Origin of the sequence: Micromonospora sp. NPDC050495 (assembly GCF_040655175.1) — a bacterium.
Taxonomy (GTDB): Bacteria; Actinomycetota; Actinomycetes; order Mycobacteriales; family Micromonosporaceae; genus Micromonospora.
The window spans coordinates 672,944-687,436 of sequence record NZ_JBFAJK010000001.1; the positions used below are offsets into that span (position 1 = coordinate 672,944).

8 protein-coding genes are annotated in these 14,493 nt (G+C 66.6%); 3 read left to right on the forward strand and 5 right to left on the reverse strand.

Features of this window, described 5'->3' with window-relative positions:
- Window positions 1–4: 4 nt before the first annotated feature.
- Entirely contained in the window at window positions 5–2,350 is a 2,346-nt protein-coding gene (locus tag AB0I11_RS03270) for an ATP-binding protein (RefSeq protein WP_357309892.1), read from the reverse strand.
- A gap of 402 nt (window positions 2,351–2,752) precedes the next feature.
- On the opposite strand from AB0I11_RS03270, the gene AB0I11_RS03275 reads away from it, so the two are divergent.
- Genes AB0I11_RS03275 through AB0I11_RS03285 form a run of 3 tightly spaced genes read left to right on the forward strand, consistent with a single transcriptional unit; the run spans window position 2,753 to window position 8,755 of the window.
- Window positions 2,753–3,967 (forward strand): sigma-70 family RNA polymerase sigma factor, encoded by a 1,215-nt coding sequence (locus AB0I11_RS03275; RefSeq protein WP_357309919.1) that lies wholly within the window; start codon window positions 2,753–2,755, stop codon window positions 3,965–3,967.
- Entirely contained in the window at window positions 3,964–7,020 is a 3,057-nt protein-coding gene (locus tag AB0I11_RS03280) for a helicase-related protein (protein WP_357309924.1), read from the forward strand. Before AB0I11_RS03275 ends, AB0I11_RS03280 begins: the two co-directional genes overlap by 4 nt.
- Before the next feature lie 13 nt (window positions 7,021–7,033).
- Window positions 7,034–8,755 (forward strand): hypothetical protein, encoded by a 1,722-nt coding sequence (locus AB0I11_RS03285; RefSeq protein ID WP_357309929.1) that lies wholly within the window; start codon window positions 7,034–7,036, stop codon window positions 8,753–8,755.
- Here the strand turns inward: AB0I11_RS03285 and AB0I11_RS03290 are convergent.
- From AB0I11_RS03290 to AB0I11_RS03305, 4 genes are all read right to left on the reverse strand, one after another.
- Window positions 8,752–9,207, reverse strand: a complete 456-nt coding sequence (locus AB0I11_RS03290; protein ID WP_357310410.1) for a very short patch repair endonuclease — start codon at window positions 9,205–9,207, stop codon at window positions 8,752–8,754. The two genes, AB0I11_RS03285 and AB0I11_RS03290, sit on opposite strands and share 4 nt — an antisense overlap.
- 34 nt (window positions 9,208–9,241) lie before the next feature.
- A complete protein-coding gene (locus AB0I11_RS03295) occupies window positions 9,242–10,489 on the reverse strand; it encodes a DNA cytosine methyltransferase (RefSeq protein WP_357309934.1) in 1,248 nt (415 codons plus the stop codon).
- Between the two features lie 894 nt (window positions 10,490–11,383).
- Window positions 11,384–12,268, reverse strand: a complete 885-nt coding sequence (locus tag AB0I11_RS03300) for a replication-relaxation family protein (protein ID WP_357309939.1) — start codon at window positions 12,266–12,268, stop codon at window positions 11,384–11,386.
- Between the two features lie 636 nt (window positions 12,269–12,904).
- Window positions 12,905–13,528 (reverse strand): hypothetical protein, encoded by a 624-nt coding sequence (locus tag AB0I11_RS03305; protein WP_357309944.1) that lies wholly within the window; start codon window positions 13,526–13,528, stop codon window positions 12,905–12,907.
- Between the last annotated feature and the right edge of the window lie 965 nt (window positions 13,529–14,493).

Here is a 14,493-nt window from a genome sequence, read left to right on the forward strand (position 1 = left end):
CCGCCTACGCCGCGTCGAGTTCACGTTCGACGAGGTCACAGCTGAGTCGCATACGCTGCAGCTCGTCGATCTCGAGACGTGGCGTGTGGTCGGCCATGAGGGCGATCTCGTTGACGAGGCTAGTCACCCGGGATAGGCCGAGCGCGCGGGCGGTCTCGTCGGTAAGGGTGCCGAATCGCCGACGGAATACGCGGCCGTCGAGGAAGGCGTCGGGTCGACGTTCGATGAGACGCACGATGGCCGAGGCCGGTACGTAGTGAACGAACTCCCCGGTGTCGATCGCGTCCTCCCAACCGCCGCTGACGCGCTCCAGGGCGAATCGGCGCTCGGCCTCGGCTGTCTCGCCGGGCAGCAGCATCTCCCAGTAACCGGTTGGCGAGCCCTTGATCTCGTGCAGCATGAGGGTTCTGATGCGGTCAAGCAGGTCGCGTGATCGCTTGGCGAGGGAGTCGACGGTGATCCGACGATCGTTGGACGCACGAAGCTTGATCTTCTCGAGGACCGTGATCAGCGGCTGCCGCGCGCCGGGGGTCCTGGCGATGAGGAACTCGGCGAGGATGACCTGGACCAGCTCGGTGAGGTCGACACCGAAGTCGGTCAGCATGGGGTGCCTGCGGGCGAGGTAGACCTCTACGCGGGGCGCCCGGGTGAGATGGGCGAAGATCGCTACCGATCGTCCGGTCGGGTCGACCAGTTCGGCCTCGTCGACGGCATAGACGGTGACATCAGCCTTGCCGAGCTCGGCGGCGTCGAACTTGCCGCCGAGCGCAGGCGCTAGCGTGGCGGCCTCGCGGTAGCGGCTGAGCCGTTCATCGACGGTCTCCGGCCGAGCGGGGGACACCGCCGGTGTCGGCGAAGGACCGGTGGTGGGGCGTGCGCGCTTGTCGTCGCTCGAGATTCCCGGTCCGCTGGTTGTGCCGCTACCCGTCGTGGGCTCGGTCAGGCCCATCTCGTCGAGGACGTCTCCCGGTTCCCGTTGGGTGGGTACGGTCAGGCCCTTGTCATGTTGCTCGGCGGCCTGGTACCAGATGTCATCGCTCTGGTACGCGGCGTCGCCCTTGCGGAATCGGTCAACCCAGTCGGTGACCTTGTCGCGCAGGGCCGTCTGACCGTTGCCGGGGATGAGGTATTTCAGGCCGGGCTTGTCAGTGCGGAAACCGGTATACAGCAGGGCCAGAGGGCTGCGGTTCTCCTCGAAGCCTCGCCTTCTCGCGATGTTCGGTCGTAGCGGGGCCTCTCCGCGGACGGTCCGGACTACCTTCTTCCACTCGCGAGTGTCGTATTCGAAGGCGGTCTTCTGGTAGTTGACGGCGACGTGGTCGCAGTGGATCTCGCCGACGATTCGGCCCTCGTTGCGGGGGTTGTCGACGGGATACTCCTTCTCGGGGTCTTCGTTTCCAGTTGGGTCGACCCAGTTGAAGATGTTGTGATCGCGCAGAAGGATCTTGCGGCCGTTGCGGAGGAAGTCGATGCCGTAGTCGCTGGAGTGCAGGTAGCGTTGGATGCCGATCCATCCGTGGATGCGTTGTTCTCGGATCTCGAGCCGGCCGCCGTTCGGGCAGAACACGCAGGTCTCGTGGTCGGCGGCCTGCCACTTGCCGCAGACGGCGCAGGCCTTCATCGTGCCCATCGTGACGTCGATGCGCTGCACGGCTCGGATGTCGACCCCGTTGCGGGTGACATACCGATCCTCGCCCCAGATACACGGTCGCCGCGGTTCGACCTTCCGCCGGTTGACGGTGAGTTCGAACTCGTGTTCGCGCAACAGGTAGCTGTAGACGTCACCCAGCTTGGTGCGGATAGCTTGGTGCCCTTGTAGCAGGGTCAGTCGCTCAGGGCGCAGCGCGCTGATGATGACCTTCGTGCCGTGGTCGGCCGGGTCGTCCTTGGGTTCGTAGGTCACCGGAACGTCGTAGGTGTTACCAGTGCTGAGACTCGGCAGGTCGAGCGTGACCAGAGTCCAGTGTGGGTCACCGGCGCGGGTGGTTCGTACCTGAGTGCGTTGACCGAGCCGAGCAGTGGCGATGTTGAAGCCCATACCGAACAGGCCAAGCGCCCCGTGCGCGTTGTTGGAGGTCCAGCCGGCGCGGATTGCGTTGTTCAGCGTCGCGAGGTCCATGCCGCGACCGTTGTCGACGACCCAGACCTCGGCGCTCTTCAGGTCGCTGCCCTTCGGCGGCAGGGAGATCTGTACCGTTGGTCTCTCTCCGCCGGCGTGGCCGGCGGAGAGGAACTCGTCGAAGGCGTTGTCGATGAGTTCCGCCAGGCACTGCCACGGGCTGAACTCGATGTCGCCCAAGACCGTGAGGATCCGCGGATCCGGTGTCACGTCGATAGCCTCGATCGCCACTCACACCCCCAAATTGATCACGCCCGCCGCAGCGGCGATGACGAAGGGCACCCGTCGACCGATATCGACGCCGACCCGGTGCGGAGCGTATCGGATAACCCGCTCCGCGCGCATCCCAATCGGGGCGGTGGAAAGACCAGTCGCGGCGACGAAGGCGTATGCCGCCATAATTGGAGGCGGTTCTTATATCACGCCTACGGCTAGAGAATAACAAGCCGGTTCAGAGTCGGTCAAGCAATCACCACGGATGGACCTATAAGCCTCTAAACGGGCAATTCTATCCGTCGTTGGGCTAACGCTAGTGAAACAGTTTCGAGAAACGCCCCGCCGGCGAATGTTTGTCGCACCTGTGTGTTCTCATCATTCGTCTAAGGACAGACGCGAAGATGCGGAGGCCTGGCCATGCGTGAGGAGCTGGTCGCGAGAACTGTCGAGGTACTCGCCGAGGACGCTGATCGCCTCGGCGAGTTGACGTGGGACCACTTCGTGGGGATCGTCAGTCGGCGACAACTCGACGCCGATGAGGTGTCCAGTGCCCTCGCCGAGCTCGCGCGTCACGGCTTGACCGTTGAGCGAGAACGCGACGAGGAGCGACAGCTCGAGGAGTCGCCCGGGCTCGCCCGCTCTTGGCGTTTGCCTGCTCAGATGCGGCGTCATCGCATCTTGACGGCGGAGGAGGAGGTGGCGCTCGGTCGGCGGATTCAGCTCGGTATGGCGGCTAGGGAGCGGCTTGAGGAGGACGGTGGCGACGCGTCGGCGCGGCGCTTAGTCGAGGATGGATGTCAGGCTCGCGACGAGCTGGTGCGCTCGAACCTGCGGCTGGTGGTCAGCATCGCGCAAAGGTACGGCCCCAGCGCGGGCGATCTCGACTTCGACGATCTTGTTCAGGAAGGGACCTTCGGGCTTCAGCGTGCGGCCGAGAAATTCGATCCCGCTCTGGGGTATAAGTTCTCGACCTACGCGACATGGTGGATCAGGCAGTCTATTGGTCGCGGAATAGATATGACCGGCTCCCCTATCCGCCTGCCCGTGCACATCTGTGAGAAGGTTCGGAAGATCAATGGTTATGCCCGTTCATTCGAATCCCGGAACGGGCGGCCTCCCTTTTTGTCAGAGCTCGCGGAGGGGACCGAGATGGACGCGGCCGACGTTCAGGCTCTGCTGGACATCTCACGCCCCCTCATTCGACTCGACACGCCGGTAGGCGATGATGGCGGAGTAAGCACACTGGGTGACTACCTGATGAACGATCCAATGCCCGCGCCGGACGATGTCGTTGCCGCCGAGAATGTCTCCGCACAAGTCACCGGTATTCTCCAGGCGAATTTCGACCCTCGCTCGGTCGACATCCTCGAGCGTCGGTTCGGACTCGGCACCGACGAGCCTGCGACGCTCGAGGAGATCGCACAGGTCCACGGAGTCACCCGCGAACGCGTGCGGCAGATCGAACTGAAGCTGCTCATGACCCTGTCATCCGATCACGTGATCCTGGACCTCGCCCAGTCTTGGGGCCTTCGACCGCAACCGAACTCACCCGCCGCCAAGCGCGCGGCCGTGGCGGCATCGTCCGGCCGGTCGACGCGCGCCAAGGCGACCACCTCACAGGAGGGCAAATGATCGACCACAAGGAACGCTTCGTCCAGTGGCTGGACCAGCGCGTCACCAGCGCTGGACTGGGCACCGACGATACGACCAGCACCGTCGACCCTTCCGGGGTGTTCTGGCTGGGGCGTCTCGCGCCGGAAAAGGAGGCGATGGCGGAGACCCGCAGGGAGCGGCGAATGGACCCGTGCTCCGTCGGAATACGGTTCAAACCCGCGACGTCTGGGCCGTGGTCGTTCCGGGTGCGGGTACGCGCTCGGGGATGGAACCGGATCACGGCCGGATCCAAGGATCTCGACACACCTGAGGAGTGGGAGAAGTCTGCGGTCGCGGAGGCGACGATCGACGTCACGGCGCACGGGAGCATGCGCCCAACTGACTTCGGCGCCGAGCTGCTTACGTCGGCCCTGCGACGGGCCGGCATCGGTACGGCCACGGCTGTGGTGCAGGTGTCGGACGAGTCCTGGCGGGGCACACCAGAACTTGTCGTAACGGTGGTAAACACCACTGCCGAGTCGGGCCAGCCAAAGGGCGAGCGTTACCTATTCGAGGTGGAGCTCGCGGTCGAGGGGCTCCCTACCGCCCCATTTATCCTCGAATCGCTGCCAGACAGCTTCCGCTACGAGCGCGAGCTGCCAGCGCTAGGCATCAACTGCGGCGTCGAGAGGCGGGGGACGACGTTCGTCACCACGGACACGGTGGTCGTGTCGACCAAGCGGCCCACCTTTCGTTTCGGCTACACCGCCGAGGACAAACTGGACCTGTCGTTCGCCGGGCTCACCGATGACCCCCTTCCCCGGCTACGCCAGCTCGTCGACGGATACGCCCAGTGGGGCCAGGACGCTTGGTCACCCGAGGCCCTGGCGCGGCTGCAAGGCGACGGCCCGGCGTGGACACCGGAGATGATCGCCGAGGCCGACCGTGGCCGGGCGGCGTACGAGGCGGAACTCGATCGCCTGCGCCGCGGCCTCGCCGCCCTGGAGTCCTCACCGCAGCTACTACGGGCCTACCGCCTGATGAACAAGGCCATGGGACGCACGGCAAGCCGCCGCGGCATCACGGCCTGGCGCCCGTTCCAAGTGGGATTCCTGCTAGGCGTACTACCCAGCCTCGTCGAGGGCCGACGCGATTGGAACACCGTCGAGATCGTCTGGTTCGCCACCGGTGGCGGCAAGACCGAGACCTACCTCGGTCTGTTGGTTCTCGCTGTCTTCCACGACCGGCTCCGCGGCAAACACTCGGGGATCACCGCCTGGTCTCGGTTCCCCCTGCGCCTACTGTCGTTGCAGCAGACTCAACGTTTCGCCGACGCGCTCGGTGCTGCCGAACTGGTACGCAGAGAGCACCGCGTCCCCGGCGACCCGATCGCTCTCGGCTACTACGTCGGCAAGAGCAGCACCCCCAACGAGATCCCGGTGGAGCCGACCAAGGACAACCCCATCGACGTCGAGGACGACACCATGCCAGCACGCTTCAACGTGCTGTTGCGCTGCCCCCTCTGCGCTGCCCGCGATGTTTCCACACGATTCAACCGGCGGCATTGGCGCCTCGAACACTTCTGCTCCGCGCCCGACTGTCCATCGATCGGGGAGGCGCTGCCGCTGTTCGTGGTCGACAGCGAGATCTATCGCTTTCTGCCCAGCGTCGTGATCGGCACCCTCGACAAGGCCGCGCTGATCTCCATGCAAGCCGCCATGCGCGGTTTCATACACGGTCCCGCCGGACGATGCCGGCGCCCCGGCCACGGCTTCACCTACGCCAAGCGCGGCAGCAGACCAGCGGGCTGCCTCGTACCTGGCTGCAAAGACCCAAGCGAGACCATCAAGTCACACGACCGCGCGATGTTCGCGCCGTCGTTTCGACTACAGGACGAGCTGCACCTGCTGCGGGACTCCCTCGGCGCGGTCGACTCACACTACGAGTCGATCCTCGACGACCTGCAGGTCAAGAACACCGACACCGACCCGCCAAAGATCATCGCCTCCTCGGCCACCCTATCCGGCTACCAGAGGCAGACCTCCACGCTCTATGGCCGGCACGGACGGGTCTTCCCGGCGCTCGGACCGTCGGTCCACGAGAGCTACTGGAGCGCCGCAACACCGGCGACACTGCGCCGATACGTCGCCGTCTGGCCCCGCGGAGTGACCCTCGAATGGGTGTCCGACCGCACCATCACCGTCCTCCAGCAGTCCGTACGAAGACTGATCCGCGAGCCCGACGTGGTATGCGCCCAGGCCGAGATCGAGCCAATCCACGTGCCCGAACTCCTGGATCTCTATGGCACGAACGTGATCTACGGCAACACCGTCAAGGACGTCGAGGCCGCCCGCCGATCCATGGGCACCCAGGTAGACGTCAACCCGCTCAACACCGTCTCCCTCACCGGCCAAACTCCCTTCGACGACGTGCGCACGGCCATCGCCGAACTCGACAGGCCTGCGGCGGACTTCGACGAGCGCGTCCACGTCGTCGCCGCGTCATCCATGTTCTCGCACGGCGTGGACATCGACCGACTGAACATCATGACCGTCCTGGGCGTGCCGCTGACCACGGCCGAGTTCATCCAGACCACCGCCCGCGTCGGCCGTACCCACCCCGGCCTCGTCTACGTCGTTCACAAGATCGGACGCGAACGCGACGCTAGCGTCTACAGCCACTTCCAGGCATTCGTCGAGCACGGCGACCGCCTGGTCGAGCCGATCCCCGTGACCCGCAGCAGCCGACGCGTCCTCGACCTAACCAGCGCCGCAGCGATCGAGGCCCGACGACTGTTCTTCCACGAACCCCGCTCCGAACGGCTCAAACTCACTACCGCCGACCTACTGCGCGCCCACCACCGCACGGTCGTCACCACCGTCGACGACGAAACCAAGGCCTTACGCGAGATGCTCGGCATCCGCGACGACGAGCACCTACTCGACGAGGACCTACGCCGTGCCGTGGAGATCTACTTCGCCAAACTCAACGACCTTGGCTCCGGCGCCAAGTGGCCCCGCGACATCCTGCACCGCCGTCCGATGACCTCCCTGCGAGACGTCGAGACCCAGATCCCGATCAGCGACGACTAAGGAGCACACCACTGTGAAGGACAAGCGCAGCGGCACCCAGGTGCTCTACGGCCTACTGCCCGAACAAACCGCCGACCTGCAGGGCGGGATCTGGAAGACCGTCGAGTGGCGCGACCCCATCAAGGTCGACGTCGATGAGGCGGCGATCCGGCAACGACTGGAGACCGAGATCCTCGGCTGGACCAGAGACGTCGGTGCCGTCCACGCCTCCCGCACCCTCGACGTCGAGGTCGTCAAGGTCAACGACGCCCGGGGTGTCAAGGTCGAGCGGTACCCCGAGATCTATATCTGCCGCCACTGCCGGCGTATCGAGTTCGTACGCGACAGGACCTGCGTGTGCGGTCAGAAAAGCTGGCAGCAGAGCCACTTCGTCGGCTACCACGAGTGCGGCCGTCTCGAGGCCCCCCGCATCCCTCGCTGCGAACGGCACAACCAGGTGCGCATGGAGTACCAGCCCACGATCGACGCCAGCAAGATCCTCTTTAAGTGCCCGATTTGCCAGACGACCCTGCAACGAGGCTTCTCATACCGCCGCTGTCCGTGTGGCCGCCGCTGGCCTCAACGAGACTCCCACGCTCTGGCCTACACCGTGCACCGATCTGCCAGCGTCTACGCGCCCCAGAGCTTCGTGCTCATCAACCCGGGGACCAAACGCCGCATCATCGAGATCACTGAGTCCGGTGGTCCGCGCCGCGCCCTCACGTGGGTTCTCAACGGCATGCGGGAAGACCGCCCGAGCGAACGCCAACACACCACCAGTTCCTTGATCGATCAACTCGTCGCGAGCGGTGTGTCCCGTGCGGTCGCCGAGCAGATGGCCGGGGTGGCCGCCAGCCATGGTGAACTGACGAGCGAGGACGACCTCGGGACCCTCGCCGTCGCGCCCCACGAGCGGCTGCTTCAGGCTGAGCGCGAGGCGGTGGACCTCGCGCTGGCCACCTTTGACGGCCGGGTTCGGGTGCCGGACCTGATCAGTGACGGCGTGCCCGTCGCCGTGCGGGACCGATACACGAACGCCTACCCCGAGGCCATGCGGCGTGCGGGGCTAGAGACCGTCGAGCTCGCCGACCGTTTCCCCGTGATGCGCGCGGTCTACGGGTTCACTCGTGGGGGCACTGTGCCGGGCGCGGTGAACCTCAACCTATTCAGCGGGAAGCGGGGCCGCCGCGTCTACGCCGACCCGCAACAGTCTGAGGCCCTGATGTTCCGGCTGAATCCCACGCTTATCGCCCGCTGGCTGCGTCAACGGGGACATGACCTGCCCACCGCGCCCGACGACCGAGGCCTACGCGCCGCGATCGCCAGCGCCATCGATCTGCCCGACAGGTTCAACGAACACACGGGCCACCCGACACCTGGCTCGGACCTCCTGACGCTGGTGCACTCCTACGCGCACCGAGTCATTCGTCAGCTGTCCGTATTCGCAGGCGTGGACCGCGAGAGCCTCGGCGAGTACCTCCTGCCCAGCCACGGCGTGTTCTTCGTGTTCGCCGCCGCGCGAGGCGACTTCGTGCTCGGCGGCCTGCAGGCGGTGTTCGAGAACGACCTGCAGACGTTCCTCGACGCTGTCGTCAACGCCGAGCACCGCTGCCCTCTCGACCCCGCGTGCGAGCGCAACGGCGGCGCCTGCCACGCCTGCGCGCACTTGGGGGAACCGGTCTGCGGACACTTCAACCGGTACCTTGGCCGCGGGACGCTCTTCGGTCCAACCGGCTACCTCGGGCAAGTGAGCTAAAGATGATCCGACAGGGTGCGGGCCGTTGCGACCGCGGCTCGCACCCTGTCAGCCGCGACCTCAGCGTCCTCGTGTTCCCAGATCCGCAGGACCGTCCACCCCGCCTCCCGCAGCCGGAGATCCGTCTCGACATCACGTCTGCGATTGCCCTCAATCTTCGACGCCCAGAATTCCGCGTTGAGGCGCGCCGGCCGGTAATGCGCCGGACAGCCATGCCAATAACAGCCATCTACGAACACCGCGACCCGCGCCCTCGTAAAGACGAGGTCCGCAGTGCGTCGCAACGACGGTATGGGGCGGATGCCGACACGGTAGCGCAGGCCCATCGACCACACCGCGCGGCGAACGCGCATCTCCGGTCGGGTATCGCGACCACGATTTCCGCGCATCACCCGTGTGATCGCGTCCGACGAAGCGGCTGGCGACGGCAGCGAGCTAGCGTTGAGCCGCATCACGGTTGTAAGGTCCGCGCCTTTGGTCGTCTCGTCATCCCTTCGGCCTCAACTGAGCCCGCACGGAGTCACCTACGACCTTCGCCAAGTCCACGGGCACCGCGTTGCCCAACTGGCGCATCTGGGGACCCCGCGAACCGTCAAGCTTCCACTCGTCGTCGAAGGTCATCAACCGTGCCACCTCACGAACGGTCAAGTAACGGTATCGCCCCAGCCTGTCGATGACGGTGAGCTCACCACCAGCGACCCCGTGGACACCGGCCTTGATCGTCTTCGAGGGCATGTCGAGATCGCTGGGCTGATGGCCGCGATACATCCTCGCCCCAGGCCATCCGACGTGATGCAGTGGACCGCCGGAGTGCTTCCGGTCAAGCGTGGGCTCGTCGAGGCCCTTGATCCCGTCCCGTACGGTCCGCCATGGTGCCTTGTCGTCGGGCAGCATCTCCGTCAAGGACTCGGTCAGTTCCTTGCGGGGAGGAATCCCGTGCCTTTGCCAGTACTCACCGTTGAGGAGATCTCGGATCAGGCTTGAGCGGCTATGAGTCGGCTTTGGCGGAACCCATTCCACGTTTAGGCTAGCCCGAAAGGCGACGATGAAGAGGCGCTTCCTCAGTTGCGGCACGCCGTAGTCGGCGGCGTTGAGCGGCACACCCTTTACTACGTACCGATCCTCGTCAGGGACGTCCTTCGCCTTTATCCGCTTGCGTAGGCGTTCATGATGATGCCGCCAGTGCTCACCTTCGAGACGTTCCTCGTGGGGTACGCGAAGGCCATCGAGGATGTATTCGTAGTAGTCCTTGAAGGATGGACGTGTTAGGCCGATCACGTTCTCGGCGATGATGACGTCGGGGCGAGCCTCGTGGGCGGCACGGAACATCTCCGGCCAGAGATTGCGCTCCCCGCCGATCTTCTCCTCGATGTCCTGCGATTTGCCGGCAATGCTCCACGGCTGGCATGGGACGCCGCCGGCAAGAACATGAACTTTGCCGGAGAAAGGATGGAACCCTACATCCTGGACTTTACCCTCATAAAGCGGCCACGGATCGTTGGCCGCCGGCACCGACTCGGCGGCGGCGGCGGGATCCGCGCAATCCACCGCTCGGTTATACCGAAGAGACTCGCAGGCTCGATGATAGGACTCAACGGCCAGAAGATGGCGAAAACCTGCTAGATGCAGACCCTCAGCGAGCCCTCCGGTACCAGTGAACAACTCGACGCTGGTCAGAGGATCGTCGTCGCTTCCCGCTTGGGCACTGCGAATAGAGCGCTCGTCCACAACCATCCCCGGTACCGTACCGCCGCCACAGCAACAATGAAGCCCCACATGGCTTCCCGCAGCCGGGCTGGTCCCATCAAACAGGGTGACACCCCGTCTTGCCAAGTCACTGGCCGACAACATCCCGGCGGCAACGGCCGGCTCGCACCAACGAGCTCACCCTAGCGAATCGTCGAGCGACCGCAGGGATCCATCGCTAGGGGGGCGGCCTCGCGGGCGGCACGACATGCTGCGTGATGGCTGAAGCGGTCAGAGTCGACCTGCCGCACTTGAGAAGTTCAACACTTGATCAGTGCCAGAGCCCGTGTGAGGCGGCGTTGACACGTTGGTCGTCAGGGGATGGCCGGTGGGGTGTCGGTGTTACGCGGCGTGTCGCCGTGATGTGATCGGTCTTCGCCGGGGTCCAGGATCAGGCAGTTCGGTAGCCGGGGCTGGCTTGGGTGTCGTGAACCAGCCGATGAAGTCCCTGCTGCGTGGCGTTGGTGGTCTTGGTGCCGCTTCGTGGCGTACCGGCAGGGGTGCGGGGTTGGCGGGGCGTGTGGCTGTTCGGGCGAGTGTGAGCGCTCGGCGGGCGTTGGATGCCGCGGTGCAGATGCCGGTTTGCCCGGCGCATTGCAGGTTGCGGCAGTTGCCGTCGTGTTCGGGTTGGTGGGCGGCGAGGACGCCGATGGCGAGGCGCCATAGCAGGGGGTCGGTGATGTCGTCGGGTACTGCGGCGAGGCGTCCGGGTCGTTCGCGGTGAGGCTTGGGCATCGGTAGGCCCTTCGTCGGGGGCACCTTCATGGGCGGTTGCCGGATGCGCGGTGGTCACGGTGTCGCCGCGCGTCGGCTCTGGCGGGAGCCATCCACGCTCACCTCTTGGTGAAGGTCAAGCCGCCGGGGAGGTCACCGCCGCCTTGGTCAGCTCGGCGGTTTGTGGGTGGTGGGCGGGGTGGAGGTGGTGGTGGCGAGGTCGGCGAGGGTGAGTGGGCCGGGGTGGCCGTGGAGTTGCCAGATTGGTCCGGCGGGGCTGTGGCGGGTGTGGGTGGCGTGGTCGCGGCTGGCGGTGGCTACGGGAACGGTGAGGGGGGTGGCGGCGAGGTGTTGGTGGAGGTGGTGGGCGCGGGTGGCGGAGTGGAGCCAGAACAGCACCGGCCAGCGGGGGCCGCCGGCGGCGGCGAGTTGTGTGTAGCCGATGAGTTTGCGCATCAGTTCGGTCAGGGGTTCGGTGCCGGTGTCGTATTCGAGGAAGAACGGCAGCTGTGCGCCGTGGGTGGTCCAGATGCCGTGGCCGTCGGGGCGGATCGGGGCGGCCAGGGCGTGCAGGGCTACGGGGTCGCCTGGTCGGGCGAACGCGCCGGTTTGTGCGCAGCGGGACTCGGACCACCAGCGGATGAGGGCGTGTGCTGGGTGGGTGCGGGCGTGGCCGGCGAGGTCGGTGAAGAAGCCGTTGACGCCGAGTCGGTGGTTGAGGGTGCGGGCGGCGGTCCACCGCCGCCGGTTGGTTTTGGCGTGGCCGGGGCGGGGTGGGGGTTGGTCGCGTTGGGCGGCGACGACTTCCGCGCCGAGTTGGTCGATGACGTAGTGGAAGGGGAACGAGCCGCCGTCGGGGCGGAAGGGCCGGAAGCGGTCGACCACCCGTAGTGCGGTGAGTCGGGCGAGTCGGTGTTGGGCGAAGTCCAGGGATGGGAACAGGGCGTGGGCGAGTTGCGGGGTGGTGAAGACGCCGTGGTCGGTGAGCCATTCGAGGAGGAGATGGTCGCGGGTGGTGAGGACGGACTGCACGCGCAGGACGTGGTCAGGCACGAGGGTTTCCTTCCGAGTTTCGCGGTAGGGCAGAGATGACACCGGTGGTGTCTCTGAGCACCGGGCCGGGACTGTCACACCGGCCCGGTGCTGCGCTGACAGACGCCGGTGCGGGTCCGTGTCACCGTCCACCTGAAGCGGGACCCCGAACTGGTGGGCAGCGCGGACTGGAACACGGACAGCAACCCGGACCGAGCCGAACACAGCGCTGATGACCCGTCGAGGCAACGCCTCGCGGGAGACACCTGCAGGGCAGGGGAGCGCGGTGAACCTCGGGAGGAGCTCGTCCTCCCGTTCGGGTCAGCGGTGATCGATGAGGTGTCAGCGCATCAACGTGGCGCGGCACCCGAGGCGCCCGGTCCCGTGTCGGCCATCTGTCCCGGCCCGGCGGCGGAGCGGAACCAACCCTCCGCATGGCGCCGTGGTGGCGCTGGAGGAGTTCCGCACCCTCAAACCGGCGTTTGTGAGCCGTGGCGAACACCTGCCGGTCCCACAGCGCTCCGACACGACCTTACCGATGTCTGACAGCCGTGGTCAGCGGCCCGGTCTGACGCTCATGTCGCTTCGGGGCGGACCGCTGTGGGCGTCGGCGCGGGAGTGCCACAGCCGCCGAGCGTCGTCCGATGGGCGTCACTGTCAGGTCGGTGAGGTTCCCGACTGGCGATCCGACAGTGAGCGCGACGACCTTCCCGCACCGGGGGTGGGCCGGTCGTCGCGGGTGGGAAGTGTCGGTTCGTCGTACGCGGTCGCGGGCCCGACCAGAAGGTCGGTCTCGCGCCGGGACCGCCGGCGGGGATGGCCGGCGGTCAGGCCGCCACCAGCGTCAGCGCCGCGTACGGCGCCGGGCGGGCCCAGGTTGACCCGGTCGCGCAGGGCGGTCAGGAAGGCGGTGAGGATCTCGGCGTCCAGGTCGCGGGCGTCGCCGGCCCAGCCGGTGTGCAGTCGGCCGGCGTAGCGGCGCAGCGCGGGCGGCGCCAGGGCGACCGCGGTGATGGCCCAGGCGGGCCCGTCGAGGCGGGCGCGGCGGATCAGCTCCTGCCACACCACGTCCCGCACCCTGCAGGCACGCGGATGGTCCAGTAGCCACTGCCGCAACGCCGGCAGCGCGATGACACCCCCGGGCAGACCGCTGTCGTCGCCGAGTTGCCCGGCCAGCGTGTCGAGGTCCAGTGACAGCGGGTCGGGGTCGCAGGTCAGGTCGGCGAACGCGGCGTCCACTGCGTTCAGAGGCGAGTCGGGCCAGCCGGCGGCGGAGGTCATGTCACGATCTCCTATGTCAGCGGCAAACGTCGAGGACGGGCCGGAGCGGTACGGCCGGCACGCCTGACCGTCGTTGCGCCACCGTGGTCTCACGGACTTCTGACAGCGCAGGCTGCGTAGGCACGGACACCGCGTCGGCGGGGTCAGCCGCCCGGCGTGCACCGCTCACTGACGATCGACGTCGACGTGCGTCATCGTTTCGACAAAGCCACGCTGACCTGCCCGTTGACACGATCTCACAGCGCCATAAGGCGCAGCGGTGTCAGACCGCGACCGGCTTCACCGCCGCCTATCGGCATCCCCTCGGGCGCCGCGCGTCGGCGTGCCCGGCTGGCAGCGTCCGCCCGGCTGGCCGTGACGGTCTGACGAGCCGCCGTCCGACTGGCAGGCCCGGAGCCAGCGTCCTCGGTGACGCCGCTGCCGCCCTGGGTTACCCGGACAGTGGTCTGACAACCTCGGCCAGCACCCCTATGCCATCGGCGTACGTCGCTGTCATGGTCGAGGCGGTCGTAACCCTGGGTGTCTGACAGAGCTGGCTTGATGGTGGGCTCTGACAGTCTCCTGACGCTGATCCGACGTCGTGGCGCCGGCGTCTGCAAGGGTGTCCCCGGGGGTCAGGACAGCCATGCGGACGAAAACCCGCTGTCAGACATCTGCGAGATCACCGTGAGAGGGGCAGGTGTTCGCCACGGCTGACAAACACCGGTTTGAGGGTGTCAGCGCACCACGGCGCGGCGCGGAGCCGACACCACATGAGCGAGCACACGCCGCAGCACCACAACCCGCATCCCGATCCCACCGCCGACACCGGCCCGCCGGCCGGGGTCGATCCGACACCGACCGACCTGGTCGCCGGCGACCCGCCGATACCGCTCATTGGTGCACCCTTGTCTCACTCGAGCTGATGTTGGTTCGAGTGCACCGGTGACCGTCGGGCCATCGCCCTGCTCGCTCGACTCGTGAGG

Bases quoted from the DNA above. Each gene is read 5' to 3' on its own strand.
- AB0I11_RS03275 (WP_357309919.1), top strand. From the start codon at position 2,753: ATGCGTGAGGAGCTGGTCGCGAGAACTGTCGAGGTACTCGCCGAGGAC.
- AB0I11_RS03280 (WP_357309924.1), top strand. From the start codon at position 3,964: ATGATCGACCACAAGGAACGCTTCGTCCAGTGGCTGGACCAGCGCGTC.
- AB0I11_RS03290 (WP_357310410.1), bottom strand. From the start codon at position 9,207: ATGCGGCTCAACGCTAGCTCGCTGCCGTCGCCAGCCGCTTCGTCGGAC.
- AB0I11_RS03295 (WP_357309934.1), bottom strand. From the start codon at position 10,489: ATGGTTGTGGACGAGCGCTCTATTCGCAGTGCCCAAGCGGGAAGCGAC.
- AB0I11_RS03305 (WP_357309944.1), bottom strand. From the start codon at position 13,528: ATGACCTCCGCCGCCGGCTGGCCCGACTCGCCTCTGAACGCAGTGGAC.